Genomic DNA, 19,579 nt, shown 5'->3' on the forward strand with positions numbered 1-19,579 from the left:
CCGCCGCCGTCACTTGTCTGTCAGGAGTGCTTAGGCCTCACGCTTGAGGATGCGGCTGAGATCGCGCTGCGTCAGCGCGCGGGTGCCCTCAAACTGGGGGTCTTTCCTCAGCTCCACCACCAGGCCATAACCGAGGAGCGCCACGATCACGGTGAACGGCAGTGCGGACAGCATGGCCGCCTGCTGGAGCGCGCCCAGGCCTCCGACGATCAGGAGGACGACGGCGCACAGGCCGGTGAGGAGGCCCCAGGTTGTCAGTACGGGCTTGGTGGGCTTCAGGGTTCCGCGGGAGGACATCATGCTGAGGACGAAGGTGTTTGCGTCAGCGCCGGAGACGAAGTACATCACCACCAGGAAGATGGCCACCACCGACGTGATGCCGGACAGCGGGAGTTCGGCAAGGGTGGCGAAGAACGCCGAGTTGACGTCCTCCAGCGCCGCGGCACCGATCTGGCCCCCGTTATCCATGTCGAACTTGATTGCCGAGCCGCCGAAGATGGTGAACCAGGCGAAGAACACGACGCTCGGAACGATCATGACGCCTGCGATGAACTGGCGCACCGTACGTCCCCGGGAGATCTTGGCGAGGAACACCCCAACGAAGGCGCCCCAGCTCAGCCACCAGGCCATCATGAAGTAGGTCCACCACTGCATCCACTGGACGTCTTCAGGTGTGCTCGGCGTCAGCAGGCTCACGGCGAAGAAGCCGCTGAGGTATTGGCCGAGGGAGCGGAAGAACAGGTTGGAGATGAAGTTGGTAGGGCCGGTGAACAACACGAAGAGGGCCAGCCCGGCAGAGAGGACCATGGTGCCCTGGCTCAGGTACTTGATACCGCGGTGCACGCCGGAGAGCGCGGAGAGCGTGAAGATTACCGTGATGACGGCGATGATCAGGATCTGGCCCACAAGGCTGGAGGGGATGCCGAACACCCGGTCCACGCCCTCGCCGATCTGCGAGGCGCCGAGCCCCAGGGACGTGGTCGTTCCGAAGAGGGTGGCGATGATGGCGAAGATGTCGATCATCTTGCCGAACCAGCCGTCCACCAGTTTGCCGAAGACCGGCCGCAGCATCGGCGAGACCAGGCCGGCGTTGTTCCGGCGGTGGGTGGAGTAGGCGATGGCGAGGCCGAAGACGCCAAACACGGCCCAGGCGTGTGGGCCCCAGTCGAAGTAGGAGAACTGCATGGCCCGTACCGCGGCTTCCATGGTGCCGGCCTCGGCCAGGCCGTGCGGAGGTGAGGCAAAGTGCGAGATGGGCTCCGCGACGCCATAGCTGATCAGGCCGATGCCCATGACCGCCGAGAGGATCATCGCGAGCCACGACCAGGTGCTGAAGTCGGGTTTTGCGTCGTCGGCGCCGAGGCGGATGGTTCCGAACCTGCTGATGCCAATGTAGATGAGGAGGCCGATACAGCCGAGGGTCACAAGCAGGTAGCTCCAACCGACGCTCTCGGCGACCCAGTTCATGGCCGCGGTCATGACGACGCTCAGGTTTTCCGGGGCCAGTGATGCCCAGGCAGTGAAGGCACCGATCAGGCCAACGGATGTCCAGAAGACTGCCCCGGGCCTGTGCCGGAGGCGGTCGGCTTTGGCCATCGCGGTTTCGGTTGCCTGCTCAGGGGCAGCGGGGGAGTGCGGTGCCTTGCTGTTCTCGCCCATGCCGGGGGATGTTTCATCCATCAGGTCCTCGGCAGTTTTGATGTGGGTCATGAGTGCTCCAGGTTGCAGTGGGCTGCATAGGTTTGGGTTGGGGAGGCCTCCAAGTGGAGGAAGTAGGCGCCCGGACCAGTCCGTGGGGGCCGGCAGATCCGGGCAGCCGCTCGGTGCTGCGTTCAGAGTTCCTCGAGGCGTGCGCCGTCAAAGAAGTGCCCTGCCTTGTAGATCATGGGGTCCACGTCGGCGACCTCGGCGTGCCGTACCCGGCCCACGAAGATTGTGTGGGTCTTCGCCTGGAAGCGTTCCTTGATCTCGGCCTCGAGGGATGCGGCCGAGCCGTCGATCAGCGGCACGCCGTGGGGGCCTGCGTGCCATTCCAGGTTGGCGAATTTGTCCGGAGTCTTTGACGCAAACGTCCGTACAGTGTCGTGCTGCTTGTTGCTGAGGATATTGATCCCGAAGTGTTCCGACTGGAACAGGGCCGGGTAGGTGGACGATGTCTTCTGGACACAGACGAGAACGAGCGGCGGGTCCAGCGAAATCGAAGCATAGGAGTTGGCCGCAAGGCCGCGGGGCTTGCCGTCTTCGTCGACGGTGGTCACAACGGTGACGCCTGTAATGAACTGCCGGTTGAAGCCCTTCATGACGTCCAGCGGAAGGTTACCGGTCAATTCATCCACCACCACATTCGCTGTTTCGTCCTCGAATGCCGAGTGGAGGGACGGAACACCCAGGTCGGCCAGGAGTTCGGCGGCGTCCCACGTGACCCGCTCGTAAGCGATGCGGCCATCGCGGAGCGTGAGGGCGTTCGACCCGCGGGTCTCCACCACGCGTCCTGTGGGCGGAACTCCACCAAGCGGATGCGTGAAGGTGCCGGTGGTTGTCCAAAAGATTGCTACATCGTCGCCGTCTGCGATGACCTTGTCGATGCGTGTGGTGAGGTCCGGGAATGCCGCCCGGACTTCGAGGATTTCCTGCTGGAGCTCCTTCAGGCCTGTGATCTTTTTCGTGCCGGCGCTCTCACGCTGGTAGTCGGCGGTGACGATCGCGTCGAAAGCACCGACGTCACCCTCGTCCCAGGCTGCGGTCCAAGCTGCGGTCAAGGTGTGGTTGATTGTCTGTTGCATGCCACAACCGTAAATCTAAGTGTGATCTACGTCAACACCTCCAAGGAAAAATAGCTGGATCCTGCGGAATGTGTGGAAGCTCTTGACGCTCACCTTGTATGCAACGTAGGTTTGATGCATGCAAGAGATCCTTCAGGCAAAAACACCAGAGCAGGCGAACGGGAACCAGGGAAGTCTCCTGGATAAGCTGCGCAAGCTCGTGCTCAGCGGCGAATACCCTCCCGGCGCTCCTCTTCCCGAGCTGTTCCTGGCTGAAGAGTTCGACGTGAGCAGGACGCCTGTCAGGGAGGCGCTCAAGCAGTTGGAAAATGAGGGCCTGGTTGAGATACGGCCGAAGGTTGGCACGTTTGTCCGGATACCCACCCGGCGCGAAATTGTCGAACTGTTTCAGCTGAAGGAAAGCCTTGAGGGCCTGGCAGCGAGCCTGCTGGCCCGGCGCGGTGCGGTGCCGGAGCTGGAACGGCTAAAACGCAACATTGAGGCGTCAGAAGGCGCCGAGCGCAGAGGTGACAGCGCAAAGTATGCCGAACTGGTCCACGAGTTCCACTGGACCATCGTGAACGGATCCGATAACTCAAAGCTTCGTGAGCACTACGGGCGCCTGATGAACCAGCTTGCCTACCACCGGATCGTCCTGGAGACCGTCGAGCGTCCTGCCAGGATGCGGGCCTCCATCCGTGAGCACCAGTCGGTGCTCGAAGCGATCCTGGAAAAGGATCCGACCGGCGCCGAGCTTGCGATGCGCGGCCACGTTAATGCCTCAAGCCTTGCCGCGGCACGTATCGAAGCTCCCGAACTGGCCGGAAACTGAAATTTTGGCTGGCTCCATCCCTCCGGGAACGGGTGGCCAGCATGGCATTGCCGCCATACCAGCGAACCGCCCCTAGCGGCGGAAAAACCGAAAGGATGTGCACTGTGTGCTCCCTGACTGCAATTGGCTTCCTACGGAAGGGCCTGAACCGTGCCTGATACAGCCCTGACTTCCCTCTCCGCTGGCGCAACCGATCTTGACCAGGCGCACCTCATGGAAGAGCTCGCCCGGCAGGTCGGTGTCCGGAAGATTACCGTTCTCACGGAAGAACTGCTTCGCGACGGCCAGGGTTCCCTGCCCAGCAGCGTGATCCGGGCCGCCGCAGCAGCCATTGTGCGCAACCCTTGGGCCGGCTCCCCGGTCTCGAACGATCTCGCACCCGAGACAGAACGGATTGCTCCGGTGCTCGCGAAGGTCCTCACCGACCGCCTCACCGCAGCACTGGGCGGTGCCGGCGAAATTGAGGCGTTCGGAAAGTCGGCCGTTGTTGGGCTGAAGGGTGAGGTTGAGCATGCCGCAGCACTGATCCACACACCGTTCTTCGGCAATCTTGTCCGCGAGTTCCTCGAAGGCACGTCCATCCTGTCCTTCTCGGACGACCGCGCCGAGCCAGGAACCTCCATTGCCGTGCCCATGTGGCACAAGGAGGCCGCCTCCACCCGCAGCCACTACCAAACCCTGACGCTGAGCCTGAGCGACGCGCCCCACCCGGATGAAATCGTCGTGATCGCCGCCGCCTCCACAGGCTCGCGTCCGCATCCCCGAATCGGCGACCGAACAACTGACCGCCCCGTAACCGCTGAAATACTGGAGGGAATCCTGCCGTGAATATCCGCAAGATCATTACTTTGTCCGAAGAAATCCTGACCGAGGGCGGGCGTTCCGTCACGCCCGGAGCCCGCGTCGCCGTTGCCGTCGCCGTCGTGGAGAACCCCTGGGCAGGCCAGGGCTTCGTCGAGGACCTTAGCCAGGGCATCGATGCAACAGCCTCAGACCTCGGCGCCCTCCTCACTCCAAAGGTCATCGAGGCGCTCGGCGCCCCGGTCGAGGCCTACGGCAAGGCAGCCATTGTGGGCATCGAAGGGGAGGTGGAACACGGCTCGGCACTGATCCACACGCTGAAATTCGGCGACCACTACCGCAAGGCCGCTTCCGCAACCACCCTGCTGCCCGCCGTCGAGAAACGCGCGCCCGCCGGCACGGTGTTCGACATTCCGATGAAGCACATCACGGACGCGACCATCCGCTCCCACCACCAGAGCGTCGAGGTAAGGATCGCCGACGCTCCCCACCCCGGTGAAATCCTCATTGCCCTCGCGGCCTCCGCCCAGGGCCGGCCCCAGCAGCGCCTGGCGCCCCTTTCCACAGAGCAATGACCGGAACCCAGGAAACGCCTGTTGCCCTCCTGCACGGGGTGGGCCTCGATGCCACCATGTGGGCGCCCGTCCAGGATGCCCTCGGGCGTGAGTCCATAGCCATCGACCTCCCCGGGCACGGGCAGCAGCCCCCGCTGACGGAACCGGTCACGCTTCAGGAAATGGCCGACGACGTGCTGGCGCGGCTCCCCGAACGATCCCACCTCGTGGGCTTCTCACTGGGAGCGCTGATTGCCCAGCACATTGCGAGGTTCCATCCCGGCCGGGTCAAGACCCTCACCTGCGTGAGCTCAGTGTGCCGGCGCACCGACGCCGAGCGCAGTGCGGTCAGCGCCCGGCTGGCGTCGGCCGAAGCGGACTTCCCTGCAACGGTCGAGGCATCGATCGACCGCTGGTACTCAGGGACGGCTGTGCCCCAGAGCGTCGTGGACGCCACCCGCCGGACGCTCGCGGCAAATGACGTGCAGTCCTTTGTGCACGCCTACCGCGTCTTTGCCCTGGGGGACAGAGCGATCGGCAACGAGCTCAGCCGCATCGGGGTGCCGGCACTGGCCATCACCGGCGAGCATGACCCTGGTTCGACGCCGGAAATGACCAGGCGCCTGGCCGCAGCAATCCCCGGTGCGAAGGCCGCCGTCGTGCCGGGTGCGCGGCACATGCTCCCCGTCCAGGACGCTGACGTCCTGGCCCGGGCCATCAATGAGTTCATTAAAGATTCCGAAGGAGAACGCGCATGACTGTTCGACTCGACCATTTCATCGGGGGTACGTGGTCTGCTCCCGCCGGCGGGGAATACTTTGCCAGCACCAACCCCGCAACACTCGAGGTTCTCTACGAAGCTGCCCGGGGAACCGGGGAAGACGTGCGCCGGGCCGTGGCAGCGGCTAAGAGCGCGTTCCAGTCGCCGCTCTGGCGTGACCTCACGGCAACGAAGCGCGGCCACCTCCTGCGCCGGCTCGGTGACCTCGTTGGCGAGCATGCCGAGGAGCTCGCCGAGCTTGAGACCCTCGACAACGGAAAGCTGCTGCGCGAGATGCGCGGCCAGCTCGCCGGCCTGCCGGAGTACCTGTATTACTACGCCGGGCTCGCGGACAAGGTCCAGGGCAGCCAGATCCCCACCAATTCGCTCGCGATGCTCAACTACACCCAGCGGGAACCCCTTGGCGTGGTCGGGGCCATCACGCCGTGGAACTCCCCGCTGACGCTGACCACCTCCAAGCTCGCCCCTGCCCTGGCTGCGGGCAACACGGTGGTCATCAAGCCCAGCGAGTACACGTCACGGACCATCCTCCGCGTCGCGGAGCTTGCCTCCCAGGCCGGCTTCCCCGACGGCGTGGTGAACGTCGTTACCGGCTTCGGCCAGGAGGCCGGGGCTGCCCTGGTAAGCCATCCGGACCTGGCGAAGATCTCCTTCACGGGGTCAACGCAGACCGGAGCCCGCATCGCCGCGGAGACCGCCTCGCGCTTCATCGGCTCCACCCTTGAACTCGGCGGCAAAAGCCCCAACATCGTGTTCGGCGACGCAGACGTCTCGAACGCCGCGATGGGCGTCATCGCCGGAATCTTCGCCGCGGCAGGCCAGACCTGCATTGCGGGAAGCCGCGTCTTTGCCCACCGCAGCGTCTACGACGAACTCGTTGAGCGGGTCGCGGAACGGGCGGCATCCATCATCATCGGTGACCCGCTCCTGGCCACCACCGAACTTGGTCCCCTCGCCTTCGGCGCCCAGCTGGACAAGGTGAGCTCCTACGTGGACCTTGGCATCAGCGAGGGCGCAACGGTCCGGACAGGAGGCCGCCGGCCCGAGCTCGATCTTCCCGGATACTTCTTCGCGCCCACTGTCCTGACCGACGTCGACAACTCCATGCGCGTGGTGAGGGAGGAAATTTTCGGCCCCGTCGCCGCGATCATGCCCTTCGACTCAGAGGACGAGGTGGTAGGCCTGGCCAACGACACCGAGTACGGCCTGGCCGCCGGCGTCTGGACCCAGAACCTCGCCCGCGCCCACCGCATGGCCCGCAGGCTGGAGGCAGGCACAGTGTGGGTCAACACCTACCGCGCCATGTCCCCGATGTCACCACGGCAGGGCTTCAAGAACTCGGGCGTGGGCATCGAACACGGGCTCGAATCCATGAACGAATACACCCGGCTCAAGAGCATCTGGATCAATACCGACGAAGGACCCGTGTCAGACCCCTTCGTCCTGCGCAGCTAAAGGAGCCACCCATGCCACTCATCGAAGTCTCCATAGCCCGGGGCAGGACCCCTGACCAGCTCCGCGCACTCATCGCCGGGCTTCACCGCGCGGCAGAGACCGCCGTGGGTGCGGTGCCGGACAACACCACCGTCATCATCCGCGAGATCGAGCACGAACACTGGTCCCGCGGCAACCAGACCATCGCAGAACGCAATGCCTCCACCCAGGAAGCTGCACTCAACGAGGCACCGCAGAACGCCGCCGCAGAACAAAGGAGTTACTAATGCGCTTTTCCCTCTTCGTCCACATGGAACGCTGGGACGAAACCGTCTCTCACCGCGAATGCTTCGAAAACCTGACGGAACTCACGCTCATCGCCGAAGCCGGCGGATTCAGCACCGTTTGGATCGGTGAACACCATTCCATGGAGTACACCATTTCCCCCAGCCCCATGCCCCAGCTCGCCTACCTGGCCGCCCGCACGTCCAAGATCCGCCTTGGTGCCGGCACCATCATCGCGCCCTTCTGGAACCCGCTCCGGGTAGCGGGGGAGTGTGCGCTGCTGGACGTCATCAGCAATGGCCGGATGGAAGTGGGGCTGGCACGCGGCGCGTACCAGTTCGAGTTCGACCGCCTGATGGACGGCATGCCGGCGGTCGACGGCGGCAAGCACCTCCGCGAGCTGGTCCCCGCCGTGCGGGCGCTCTGGGAAGGCGACTACGCGCACGACGGCGAGGTGTGGAAGTTCCCGACGTCCACCAGCGTCCCCAAGCCGATCCAGAAGCCGACGCCACCCATGTGGATCGCCGCCCGCGACATCTCCTCACACGAGTTCGCCGTCGCCAACGGCTGCAACGTCATGGTCACCCCGCTCATGAAGGGCGACGAGGAGGTTGAGGACCTGGCACGCAAGTTCGATACCGCCGTCGAAAACAACCCCGGCGTTGCCCGCCCTGACCTGATGGTCCTGCGGCACACCCACGTCCACGCGGCGGATGACCCCGAAGGCTGGCGCCGGCCCGCCGAGGGCATCAACAAGTTCTACCGCACCTTCGACGCCTGGTTCGGCAACAAGAGCGCCCCGGTCAACGGCTTCCTGGAGCCCAGCCCGGAAGAGAAGTTCGCCGATCACCCGGAGTTCACTCCCGAGTCCCTCCACCGCACCGCCATGATCGGAACGCCGGAAGAGGTGATCGAGCGGATCCGCCACTACGAGTCGCTCGGGGTGACCGAGTTCAGCCTTTGGTCCGACAACAGCCTCACCCATGAGGAGAAGAAGCGGTCACTCGAACTCTTCATCGAGCACGTTGTTCCAGCCTTCCAGGAGCAGCCGGCGGTTGCAGCGCAGTAGAGTTGAAAAAGCAGGAGGGCGGGCTAGTATTCACCACCCCGCCCTTCTGCTTTCAGTGGTAATAACTGGGCGGTGTCTCCGCCCTTGGCTCAGTACAAATGGGAAGCTGCATTCGGGACATGTGTTCCCGCCCAACAGTCTCAGGTGCCCGCGTAAGTGTTCCCCGGGTCAACACCGAACAACGGCAGCACCACCTGGTCCACAATCTCCACCAGGAAGTCATCTTCGATGGGTCCGGAGCCGAAGATAAACCGATGCCGCAGCAGGGCGGGGCCGGCCTCGATCTTCAAGTCAGTCACAAGGGCCGGGTCACATTCGCCCCGTTCGACGGCGTTGGCAAGGATTTCCTGCATCATCCTGCTGGCGTTTCCATGCGTGAACTCACGGACTTCGGCGGCAACGTCGGGGTTCTGCAAGGCCTCACCCAACACCCCGCGAACGGCCTGTCCAACTGTCCCTTCCAGCAGCCGGGCAGCCTGCCGCATGACGGTCAAGGTATCCAGGCGAAGGCTGCCGGTATCCGGGACGGCGTCCGGGCCGTGCATCGACGCGTAGGCGGCGTCCAGTACCAGGGCGGTCCGGCCAGGCCAGCGGCGGTAGAGCGAGGCTTTGCTTGCGCGCGCACGTTCGGCCACCCGGTCCATGGTCAGCGCAGTGTATCCGGATTCGGCGATCTCGGACAGGACGGCATCGAAGATGGCGCTGTTCAGGACCGCCCCGCGGCGGCGCGGCAGTTTTCGGTGGTCCGGGCGTGCCCCGGCGGTCACGGCGATGGCTCCGCGGCAGCCGCCGTCACCTGTCCGCGGGTGCCGTCCACAAGTACCAGCTGGCCGTCCTGCAGGTCACTGGTCCCCGACCCGGTGGCCATGACGGCGGGGATCCCGTATTCCCGGGCGACGATGGCTGCATGCGATGCGATCCCGCCGGCGTCAACCACGACGGCGGCCGCACGCTGGAACAGCGGAGTCCAGGATGGGTTGGTGTAGGGGCAGACCAGGACCTCGCCGCTGCGGAGTAGTCCGAATTCGTCCGGCCCCCGAATGATCCTTACGGTCCCGGTTGCCTGGCCGCGGCTAGCGGACATGCCGGACACCAGTGTCCCGGGCGTCGGGCGTTTATGCGCGAACAGCGCAGGATCCAGCAGCGGAATCCCCTCCAGTTCCCGGCGCTTAGCGGCCCTGGCCAGCACCATGCGGCGGTAGCGTTCCCTCTCGGCGGCAGGCAGCGCGCCGCCGTCGTCCATTCCTACCAGTTCCTCAAAGCGCAGGTGGTGGACCTCGGCCGCATCAGCCAGCACCCCGCCGTCGGACAGCCGCCGGCCCAGCTCCGACAGCGCGCGCCGAAGCGGCGGCAGCACCATAGTGGCGTAGAAGTGGCTGTCCTCGCGGAAGGCGGTCCCGGCCTTTGCGGCGTCGACGGCGGACAGCAGCTGCCGCCGCAGGGCCGCGATCCGCAGGGCGGGATGACGTTTCAGCTCCTCGAGCGCCTGGCCTGTCTGGTCGGCAGCCGGCCGCCGCTCACCCATCATTGACCTGATCAGCCCGAGAACCACCTCGGGGGCATCGGACCAGGTTGGTGAACTGCTCAACACCACGCTGACGGTTTCGCGGTGCCCGTATTCGCCCAGAAAGGCCTGGAAGCGTGTGCGGAACTCCTGGAAATCCGGCTCGTGTTCCATCCGGGAGAGCAGGTCGCGCGGTGCCAGTTCGTTGAAGGCCCGGACCAGCTTGCCCTGGGACCGGACCTGGTCTGCCAGCGCTTCCAGTGCACGGTTGGCCTGGCTGGTGCGGGTTTCGGCACCAGCAATGAGTGACGCGCCAAGGTGCGCCTTGCCCAGCAGCCGGAGCAGCAGGCGCAGCTTTAGCTGGGGGACAAAGGCCCCCGGCAGGTACGAGATCCGCAGCTCGGTGATCCCGCCCATCGTGGCGAAGGCGTCCTCCGCGAGCCCAACAACCCCCTTCCAGGTCAAGGCCCGGGGGTCCTGCGCGTTCAGCCGCCGGATGTCCGCCAGGTACGTGGTGAACCTGCTGTCCTCGGTCCATCGGGTTGGATTGAACCGGCGGACACGGCGTGCCACGGAAACGGGTGCGCCGAGCGTACGGACCGTAGGGTGTGGCACCGGCGGAACCAGCCGGATCACCACGCCGTCCTCTTCCGGCAGCAACTCCTTCACCGCGGGGAAGACCACGCCGACGCTTCCCGCCATGCGGTGGAGCATGGCCAGGATGCCGCGCTGCATCCAGCCCGACACGTCCAGGGGATAGGGACGGACATGGAACATCTCTGCAAAGAACGGACCCATCAACCGCTGGAACGGGTTGAGGCGCAACGGCTGCGGGGGCAGTGCCGTCATTGGCCGGGCCTGGAGCACATGGAGGCGCCCGCCGGCGATTGCCCATTCCATGTCCTGCGGCCGGCCGAAATGCTCCTGGGCACGTACTGCCAGCCGCGCCAGTTCCGCCAGCTTCTCTGTGCCGAGGCCAGGCCGCGGGGTGCCTGTCCCGGCGCTCTCCAGCGTGCCCCCTCCGGCAAGGGCCCGGATAACAACCTCGTGGGCGCCCGGGCTGAACGACCGTGTCCGGCCTGTATTGTCCAGCACATAGTGCTCCGGCGTGACCCGTCCGGACACCACAGCCTCACCCAGGCCGGGGCTGGCATCCACCACGATTTCACCCCGTTCGCCGGTCACCGGGTTCGCGCTGAACAGGACCCCCGCGATATCTGCCGGCACCATGTCCTGGACGACGACGGCAATCGACACCTCCCGGGGGTCGATCCCTTGACGCCGCCGATAGGCGATGGCGCGCTCCGTCCACAACGAAGCCCAGCAGTTCACCACAGCGCGAATCACCGCCTGCTCGCCGGCAACGTTCAGGAAGGTGTCCTGTTGCCCGGCAAACGTGGCGCCTGGCAGGTCTTCGGCGGTGGCGCTGGAACGCACCGCCACCGGACCGCCGCCCAAGGCGGCATAGGCTGCCGCGATCTCAGCGGTGACGCGCGCCGGAATCTGAGCCCGTGTGAACAGTGCCCGGATTTGTGCCCCGGCGTCTCCGGCCTGTCCGGCCTCTCCGGCCTTCAGCAGCCTTTCCAGTTCGGCACCGAGCCCGGTTTCCGCCATCAGGGCGGCGTAGGCGGCGGTTGTGACCACAAAGCCTGCTGGAACTGGGAGGCCGAGGCGCAGGAGTTCGCCGAGATTGGCGCCCTTTCCGCCAGCCGACGCCAGGTCAGCGGCGCCGAAGTCGGCGAGCGTACCCGTAAATTTCTCAGCCATCGAGGGCTCCTGGGGCCGGAGGGGCAGGCTGTCCCTGCCATAGAGAACTGCTGGTTCTCTATACGGTACGTGCGCTGTGCGCAAGCCCGCAAGGGTCCCGCACTGGCTCAGCACCTTCAGTTTTGCGGCCGGCTACGCCCTCCGTGAACCGGCCCAACTTCTCCTCGACAGGCGCAGCCCGTTCCCACCCGCCGGACGTAAACTGACCTTCGCGCCACACCTTGTGGACACTGTGTCAGGAGCCGCCCATGCTCTGGAAGCTGCTTGTTGAATACCTGCGACCGCACCGCACGCTGCTGCTCGCCGTCGTGGTTTTCCAGCTCGCGCAGTCCATCGCGTCCCTGTACCTGCCCACCCTGAACGCGGACATCATCGATGAGGGCGTGGCCAAGGGGAACATCGGCTACATCCTCAGCCTGGGCGGCGTGATGCTGGGGATCACCCTGCTGCAGATCGTGTGCGCGGTCATCGCGGTGTACTTCGCGGCGAAGGCGGCCATGGGCGTGGGCCGGGACCTGCGGGACGCCATCTTCACAAGGGTAGGGGAGTTCTCCGAGCAGGAAGTCACCAAGTTCGGCGCCCCCAGCCTCATCACCAGGTCCACCAACGACGTCCAGCAGGTCCAGCAGCTGGTGCTCATGTCCGCCACCATGCTGGTCACCGCGCCCATGCTCAGCATCGGCGGGGTGATCATGGCCGTGCGGCAGGACGCGCAGCTGTCCTGGCTGATCGCTGTCGCCGTCCCGGTGCTGCTGGTCGCCGTCGGCCTGCTCACCGCCCGGATGGTGCCGCTGTTCCGCAAGATGCAGACGCGGATCGACACCGTGAACCGCGTCCTCCGCGAACAGCTCACCGGCATCCGCGTGGTGCGCGCCTTCGTCCGCGAGGACATCGAGACCGAACGCTTCGCCCGCGCCAACGCGGACGTCACGGACACCGCCCTGCGCGCCGGCCGGCTCATGGCGCTCGCGTTTCCTGTGGTGATGCTGGTCCTGAACGTCTCGTCCGTGGCCGTGATCTGGTTCGGCTCGTTCCGCATCCAGGACGGCTCCATGCAGGTGGGCACGCTCATCGCGTTCCTGAGCTACCTGCTGCAGATCCTGATGTCCGTCATGATGGCCACGTTCATGGCCGTGATGATCCCGCGCGCCGCGGTGTCCGGGGACCGGATCGGGGAGGTGCTGCGGACGGAGTCGAGCGTCCGGCCGCCGCTTCACCCCATCAGGCCGCCGCTTCATCCCGTCAGTACGACGGCGGGACAGGACGGCCGCCGCGGCGAGCTGGAAATGCGCGACGTCGGATTCGCCTACCCGGGTGCCGACCAGCCCGTCCTCACCGGGATCAGCTTCACCGCCAAAGCAGGGCAGACGACGGCGATCATCGGCAGCACCGGCGCCGGCAAGACCACCCTGGTGAACCTCATGCCCCGGCTTTTCGACGCCACGGAAGGCTCGGTCCGGATGAACGGCGTGGACGTCCGCGAGCTGCACCCGGACCTGCTCTGGGGGCATATCGGCCTGATCCCGCAGCGGCCCTACCTGTTCAGTGGAACCGTCCGCAGCAACCTGCAGTACGGCAAGCCGGACGCCACCGAGGACGAGCTCTGGACCGCGCTGGAGATCGCCCAGGCCCGCGACTTCGTGGAGCGGATGGACGGCGGGCTGGATGCACCGATCAGCCAGGGCGGCACCAACGTCTCCGGCGGGCAGCGGCAGCGGCTGGCCATCGCCCGGGCCCTGGTGAAGCGGCCCGAGCTGTACATCTTCGACGATTCGTTCTCCTCCCTGGACACCGGCACCGACGCCCGGCTCCGGCAGGCCCTCAAGCGCAGCACCGCCGGCGCCACGCTGGTGATCATCGCCCAGCGCGTCTCCAGCATCGTGGACGCGGACCAGATTTTAGTGCTCGACGACGGCAGGATCGTGGGGCGCGGAACGCACCGCGAGCTGCTGGAGACCTCGGGGACGTACCGCGAGATCGTGTCCTCCCAGCTGGCAGCGGAGGAAACGGTATGAGCGCGCAGCACCGCCCGCCGTCGTCCGCCTCTTCCGGAAGCGGCGCTCCAGGAACCAGCGCCGGAACCGCACCCAGGGCCAAAACGGCAAGTGCCGACGTCGTACGCATCCCCCGTCCGGCAGGCGGGCCGGGGCGCGGCGGACCGTTCGCGGGGATGAACGTCCCGGCGGAGAAGGCGATGAACTTCTGGCCGTCGGCCAGGCGGCTGATGGGGACGCTGCGGCCAGAACGGGCGTGGCTGCTGCTGGTGTTCGTGACGGCGGTGGCCGGGGTGGCGCTGTCCGTGATCGGGCCGCGGCTGCTGGGGGAGGGCACCAACCTGATCTTCGCCGGCGTGGTGTCGCGGGAGCTGCAGGCGGGGGTGAGCAAGGAGCAGGTGATTGCGCAGCTGCGGGCGTCCGGGGAGGGGCAGCGCGCGGACATGCTCAATGCCATGGACCTGGTGCCGGGGCTGGGGATCGACTTTGCGGCGCTGGGCAGTGTGCTGACGTGGGCGCTGGTGCTGTATGTGCTGTCCTCGGCGTTTATGTGGGTGCAGGCGTATGTGCTGAACGGGGTGGTGCAGCGGACGGTGTTCGGGCTGCGGGAGCGGATCGAGGCGAAGATCAACCGGCTGCCGCTACGGTATTTCGACTCCATCCAGCGCGGCGAACTGCTCAGCCGGGTGACCAACGACGTGGACAACATTTCGCAGAGCCTGCAGCAGACCATCAGCCAGGCGGTCACGTCGGTGCTGACCGTGGTGGGTGTGCTGGTGATGATGGTGATTCTCTCGCCCACGTTGGCGCTGATCGCGCTGGTGACCATTCCGCTGACGCTGGGGATCACGGCGCTGATCGCCAAGCGCTCGCAGAAGCTGTTTGTGGCGCAGTGGAAGCACACGGGGGAGCTGAACGGGCAGATCGAGGAGACGTACACCGGGCATGCGCTGGTGAAGGTGTTCGGCCGGCAGCAGGAGGTGGGGGAGCGGTTCCGGCAGAAGAACGCGGAGCTGTACGCGGCGAGCTTTGGTGCCCAGTTCATTTCCGGGCTGATCATGCCAGCCATGACGTTCATCGGGAATTTGGTGTACGTGGGGATCGCCGTGGTGGGCGGGCTGCAGGTGGCGTCCGGGGCGATGCAGCTGGGCGATGTGCAGGCGTTCATCCAGTACTCGCGGCAGTTCACCATGCCGCTGGCGCAGCTGGGGTCCATGGCGAACGTGCTGCAGTCCGGGGTGGCGTCGGCCGAGCGGGTGTTCTCGTTGCTGGACGAGGAGGAGGAATCTGTTGAGCCTGCGCCGTCTACGGGGCCGGTGTTCGGGCGGGGGCGGCTGGTGTTCTCGGACGTGTCGTTCTCGTATTCGCCGGACCAGCCGCTGATCTCTTCGCTGTCCCTGGTGGCGGAGCCGGGGCAGACGGTGGCGATTGTCGGGCCCACCGGGGCGGGGAAGACCACGCTGGTGAACCTGATGATGCGGTTCTACGAGATTGACGCGGGACGCATAACGCTCGACGGCGTGGACGTCACCTCGGTGCCGCGGCGCGAGCTGCGCTCGCGGATGGGGATGGTGCTGCAGGATACGTGGCTGTTCGCGGGGACTATCCGGGACAACATTGCGTATGGGCGGCCCGGGGCAACTGAGGCCGAGATTCTGGAGGCTGCGCGGGCGACTTATGTGGACCGGTTCGTGCGTTCGCTGCCCGACGGGTATGACACTCTCCTGGAGGACGAGGGCTCCAACGTGTCCGCGGGGGAGAAGCAGCTGCTGACGATTGCGCGGGCTTTCCTGGCGCGGCCGTCGGTTTTGATTCTGGATGAGGCGACGTCTTCAGTGGATACGCGGACGGAGGTGCTGGTGCAGAAGGCCATGAGTGCCCTGCGATCGGACCGTACTTCGTTTGTCATCGCGCACCGCCTGTCCACGATCCGCGACGCCGACCTCATCCTGGTGATGGAGGCCGGCCAGATCGTGGAGCAGGGGACACACGCTTCACTGCTGGCCGCCGGCGGGGCTTATGCGCGGCTGTACGAGGCCCAGTTCGCGGCTCCTGCGGCGGAGGTTTGACTGGTTGTGAAAGCCACAAATCTATGGCGTCTAGTGATTCCGTCGGGAAACATAAGAGTTTTTGCAGCTTTGAACAGAGAACATAAGAGCCTTGACGCGTAGGAGAGCTCAAGGTTCCCTAAGACGGTCTCACTCGATCATATTGTCGTCGCTGAGGAAGCCCCTGTTCGTTGCCTCCTCCACCAATGGTTGTACGCCCTCGTCTCCCAGGGCACTTCGCAACCTGTTGATCAGCTCTTTCACACGATGCGCCGTGAAGTAGTTGCTGGTAGATGAGTTGCGGATGCGTTCCGAGAAGTAAGTCATCAATTTCAGGCCGTGAGCGGAGAGCGCTCCTTCCGGGATGTCAGGAGGAAGGAAATTATCCCCCAGACCGATTCCTCTGCTACTCAGCAACTTAGCTGCGTCTGGGATACTATCCTCAAGGTAGGGGACAGTGTCTGCCCAGCACGTCAATTCCTCCATCTCGGACGTTCTAGGCACTCCATTCAGTCTTGCCGTTAGGTGGTCGCGCAGCCATCTCTTCCATACTTCCGTGCCGTCGACTCCGTCGTGACTGAGGAAGCGCACAACAGCATGAGCAAACTCCGCTGCATACTTCCCATCATCGGCCAGCACGCTCTTATCGAGCAGGGCTTGGCGCGAGCTTGGGCTAATACCGGCGAAAGAAATAACTGCGATCACAAGAGCGAAGAATTGTTGCCGGAGAAAAGAGGGTCCTTTCAATGCATCGAGCTGGGCCCATGCTGTGATCATGCCTTCTAATAGGCCAGCGGCGAGCAGCTTGTCGTTGTAACGCGGGTGATGCAAATAAGCATTCCAAACTAAGCCAACACTCGTGGGGTCACGGAAGAGCGGAAGCACATGCTGGCTGCTGAACTCCGCGTCGGCGACGAATAGGAAGAACAAGTGACTCGCCACTGCCGGCTGAGTGGCATCGAGGGCATGCCGCGGGCCGCTGAGAAGTTGAGTAAGAGATGTCCGCTCCTCCTCACTGAGTCCCGACCAATCCTCACGATGCTTCCGCCACCGTCGATCAATTTCTTCCAACCAGTAAAGAGCGAGGTCGCCTGGCCAGGAATTAAGGTAAAGCGGTGCGCCCCCGTTCAGGTCTACTCCCTCGGAGTGAACGAACGAGTGGTTGTGCTCCCGCCAAAGTTCTACTGCCATGCTTCGCATGGTTGCGAGAGCCGGTGTCTCATCACTTTCAATCTGCCTTCGCACCTGCTCCAGAAGGAAACGACTGATGATATGGGCTGAATCAAACTTTGCGATCTGAGTGGCAACTTGTGCGACGACAGCATCTGCAATCCCGGATATGTTCGCTTTTGCCCAGCCTTCGATAATTGCTCCACGGACGTCACTTGACCTTGTATCGGACTCCTTCCATTCGTTCACGAGTGACCATAGCTTTTCGCCGAGGTCAGGACGGGACTCGGCCATTCGGGTCAGGAGGGAAAGTGCGTCATGCCAGTCGGGTTCGTTGAAGTTGCGTTTCGAGTAGTCCCTGCTGACAATGTCGCTGATGGCCGTTGCGGGATCCTGCTCGAAGGTCGCAATGAAATTATCTGGTTCCATCGGCAGTTGCCCACCCCAGGTGCCGCTCGTCATCCAATTGTCGAAGTCGGGATGTTCTCTCGGTGCAAAGTCGGGGTTTGCGGCCTGTGTGGCTGCCAGTGCTGCTCCAGCCTCTGACCAATCGGGGGCGACGTCTGACAGCCACACAAGCAGGTTGTATGTTGCGTACGCAGTGTGTCGTTCGATATTGGGAATATCTTCAGGGAGGTTAGGGCCGTCTTGCGCGGCCGTAAGCAGGAGCTGGCGCGTTTCTGCCGATGCATTGATAGTTGCCGTTTTAAGCACGCGGTAAGTCTCGTGTTTGAGGTCTGTCTCGTAGAGAACATGACGTTCGAGCAGCCACAAGATCTTTTCGTCGCCCGTCCGGCTGCCTTCAAGTGAGAGTAGATGTAGCGCGAGGCGGCGGAAGAGGATTCGGTCGAGCGACCACCACCGCTCAGGCAGATCAGGAAGCGAAGTCAGGGACTTCTCACCATACGCGCGCAGACCATCGATAAGGGCGTCGACGGGCTCCCGGAATTGATCCTGCTCGTGGGGTTCGATTGCCGCACGACTGAAACTCAGAGGGTCCCAGGTGCGTTCACCATGGTAGGCATCGAGTAGGTCGTAAGCAGCGTCTAGTGAGTCCTCCAGGACGCTTCCCAGTTTGAGGTCGCCGGGAGTCGCCAACTCGACGGCCTTCATTACGTGGCCAGTAAGGGTGTCTGCATTGGTGTTCCACTGCACTTCGGCATCAGGGACAGCGGTCAGATCATCGGCGTCATTGAAAAGCCATCTACGCTTCAGTACAAGGAAAGGCCTGAGTGCGGCACGGAGTACGGTTACATCCTCTGGGTGATTTCCTGTGAGGTACGGCAGGAGCGTTTCGGTGGCTACTGGTGCGGAGTGCCCTTGTACGGAGGTCGCCAGGAATGCCTTCCACCGCCGTCCTAGGTTCGGGTCAGCTGTGCTCAGCTTGGATGCTGCCCACCCGGCACGGCGGAATAGGCCATCGCTGAAAGCTTGGCCCAACCGCTGCACAGTCTGCAGTGCAGCCCCATGAAGTTCTGGTAGCCCTATGAAGCTGTCACAGAACCAACTCCCTAGGATTGCCGCTGCGGAATCTCCTTTCCCACCAGCGAAAATACTTTTAAAGGATTCCATGCCCTCTGCCCAGTGGAGCCACTCGACTTGGAGAGCTTGATTAACGGAAGAAACCGCTTGGACGAACTCGCTCGCGCCATAAACGGTCTTTAGCTGTCCGACGAGGTAGTCGTAGTCGACTGGCGTTAGCGTCGCTCCGCCGTTGACGACCTCAATAATCTGAGCCCGGTGTTCGGTCTGCCCCATTCTGGCGCGGAGGTCCCAGGCTTCCAATGCAGCAACCAAGGCACTGTGGTTGTGGCCATCAACTGCGTATCCGATCGTTTGTACCCCGAGCCTGGACCACTTAGGATCATCGACGTCATCGTCGCTCGTAAAGGCAAATCGCGGCGTACCCGACGGCAGGCCAAGGGCGAGATAACGCATAATCGGATCGTCATGGCTGTAACCAATAAACAGCACGGTGAACGTCTGAAACATGGGTAGCAGGAATCGGGTAGCCCACGCATTGGTGAGGTACGCCCGTCCGAAATCGCCGTCTGTGAGAACCAGGTCCTGGGGCTCGCGGAGCACGGAGCCATGAAGATGGACGATGCCAGTGAAGTCTTCCCCCAGGGGTAGGGCTGGCCCGATCCACATGTCAGGAACGTGTATTCCCCCAGCAACGGCTGCTGACGAAAGATGGTTATCGAAGTTCGTCGTGACAATTCGCAGCCGGCCAACTGAAGAAGCGACCCTGACGAGCGCGGTATGCGTACTGTTTGGTGCTGACCCCTCGCTTGCAATGATGTTTCGAGTGTGCCGATGAGTGTCGAAGCTTTTCGGCATGGATCCTAGGAAGAAATCCAGCGCAACCTTGTCCTCGAAGGGTACGCGTGCCATGGCTGCCAGCTGACGTGCCAGCTTGTCGAAGAGCGGAAGCCCGGAGGGAGCGTCGACAGAAGCCCCCGCTCCAACGAAAAGTACTAAGCGTTCTTCAACTTGTGCATCGAGAACGGCTTCGGGCAGATCCACGTCACTCGTAATCCACATATGAGTTTTCCTACCGTTCGTACCGACTGCGTAT

General features: G+C 64.0%; 14 protein-coding genes. 9 read left to right on the forward strand and 5 right to left on the reverse strand.

Annotated elements, in window-relative coordinates:
* Positions 1-30: 30 nt before the first annotated feature.
* Both WHH00_RS01585 and WHH00_RS01590 read right to left on the reverse strand, forming a co-directional pair.
* Complete coding sequence (locus WHH00_RS01585) at positions 31-1,710, reverse strand: BCCT family transporter (protein ID WP_406635939.1); 1,680 nt, start codon at positions 1,708-1,710, stop codon at positions 31-33.
* A 122-nt stretch (positions 1,711-1,832) separates the two neighbouring features.
* Entirely contained in the window at positions 1,833-2,783 is a 951-nt protein-coding gene (locus tag WHH00_RS01590; RefSeq protein ID WP_406635941.1) for a flavin reductase, read from the reverse strand.
* A gap of 118 nt (positions 2,784-2,901) precedes the next feature.
* Between WHH00_RS01590 and WHH00_RS01595 the strand changes: the two genes are divergently transcribed.
* The 7 genes from WHH00_RS01595 to WHH00_RS01625 all read left to right on the forward strand — a co-directional run bounded on the left by WHH00_RS01595 (position 2,902) and on the right by WHH00_RS01625 (position 8,518).
* Entirely contained in the window at positions 2,902-3,594 is a 693-nt protein-coding gene (locus tag WHH00_RS01595; RefSeq protein WP_406635943.1) for a GntR family transcriptional regulator, read from the forward strand.
* Between the two features lie 150 nt (positions 3,595-3,744).
* A complete protein-coding gene (locus WHH00_RS01600; RefSeq protein WP_406635945.1) occupies positions 3,745-4,422 on the forward strand; it encodes an amino acid synthesis family protein in 678 nt (225 codons plus the stop codon).
* Positions 4,419-4,970 carry an amino acid synthesis family protein gene (locus WHH00_RS01605; RefSeq protein ID WP_406635947.1) on the forward strand — a complete coding sequence of 184 codons (552 nt, stop codon included), beginning with the start codon at positions 4,419-4,421 and terminating at the stop codon, positions 4,968-4,970. Before WHH00_RS01600 ends, WHH00_RS01605 begins: the two co-directional genes overlap by 4 nt.
* Positions 4,967-5,707, forward strand: coding sequence for an alpha/beta fold hydrolase (locus tag WHH00_RS01610; RefSeq protein ID WP_406635949.1), 741 nt, complete (start codon positions 4,967-4,969; stop codon positions 5,705-5,707). Before WHH00_RS01605 ends, WHH00_RS01610 begins: the two co-directional genes overlap by 4 nt.
* Positions 5,704-7,185: an aldehyde dehydrogenase gene (locus WHH00_RS01615; RefSeq protein ID WP_406635951.1), complete on the forward strand. Its 1,482-nt coding sequence runs from the start codon at positions 5,704-5,706 to the stop codon at positions 7,183-7,185. The genes WHH00_RS01610 and WHH00_RS01615 overlap by 4 nt, the downstream gene beginning before the upstream one ends.
* An 11-nt stretch (positions 7,186-7,196) precedes the next feature.
* A complete protein-coding gene (locus WHH00_RS01620) occupies positions 7,197-7,451 on the forward strand; it encodes a 4-oxalocrotonate tautomerase family protein (RefSeq protein ID WP_406635953.1) in 255 nt (84 codons plus the stop codon).
* Positions 7,451-8,518, forward strand: a complete 1,068-nt coding sequence (locus WHH00_RS01625; RefSeq protein ID WP_406635955.1) for an LLM class flavin-dependent oxidoreductase — start codon at positions 7,451-7,453, stop codon at positions 8,516-8,518. Before WHH00_RS01620 ends, WHH00_RS01625 begins: the two co-directional genes overlap by 1 nt.
* Before the next feature lie 140 nt (positions 8,519-8,658).
* Here WHH00_RS01625 and WHH00_RS01630 read toward each other — a convergent pair whose 3' ends face one another.
* Both WHH00_RS01630 and WHH00_RS01635 read right to left on the reverse strand, forming a co-directional pair.
* Positions 8,659-9,285: a TetR/AcrR family transcriptional regulator gene (locus WHH00_RS01630; RefSeq protein WP_406635957.1), complete on the reverse strand. Its 627-nt coding sequence runs from the start codon at positions 9,283-9,285 to the stop codon at positions 8,659-8,661.
* Positions 9,282-11,789: a PEP/pyruvate-binding domain-containing protein gene (locus tag WHH00_RS01635; RefSeq protein ID WP_406635959.1), complete on the reverse strand. Its 2,508-nt coding sequence runs from the start codon at positions 11,787-11,789 to the stop codon at positions 9,282-9,284. Before WHH00_RS01635 ends, WHH00_RS01630 begins: the two co-directional genes overlap by 4 nt.
* A 248-nt stretch (positions 11,790-12,037) precedes the next feature.
* Between WHH00_RS01635 and WHH00_RS01640 the strand changes: the two genes are divergently transcribed.
* Positions 12,038-13,804, forward strand: a complete 1,767-nt coding sequence (locus WHH00_RS01640; protein ID WP_406635961.1) for an ABC transporter ATP-binding protein — start codon at positions 12,038-12,040, stop codon at positions 13,802-13,804.
* The gene (locus tag WHH00_RS01645; RefSeq protein WP_406635963.1) at positions 13,801-15,852 is read left to right on the forward strand and encodes an ABC transporter ATP-binding protein; all 2,052 of its coding nucleotides are present in this window, start codon (positions 13,801-13,803) and stop codon (positions 15,850-15,852) included. The genes WHH00_RS01640 and WHH00_RS01645 overlap by 4 nt, the downstream gene beginning before the upstream one ends.
* A 129-nt stretch (positions 15,853-15,981) precedes the next feature.
* Here the strand turns inward: WHH00_RS01645 and WHH00_RS01650 are convergent, their stop codons facing one another.
* Positions 15,982-19,527: an SIR2 family protein gene (locus WHH00_RS01650; RefSeq protein ID WP_406635965.1), complete on the reverse strand. Its 3,546-nt coding sequence runs from the start codon at positions 19,525-19,527 to the stop codon at positions 15,982-15,984.
* Between the last annotated feature and the right edge of the window lie 52 nt (positions 19,528-19,579).

Source organism: Pseudarthrobacter quantipunctorum, assembly GCF_045291495.1.
Classification (GTDB): Bacteria; Actinomycetota; Actinomycetes; order Actinomycetales; family Micrococcaceae; genus Arthrobacter; species Arthrobacter quantipunctorum.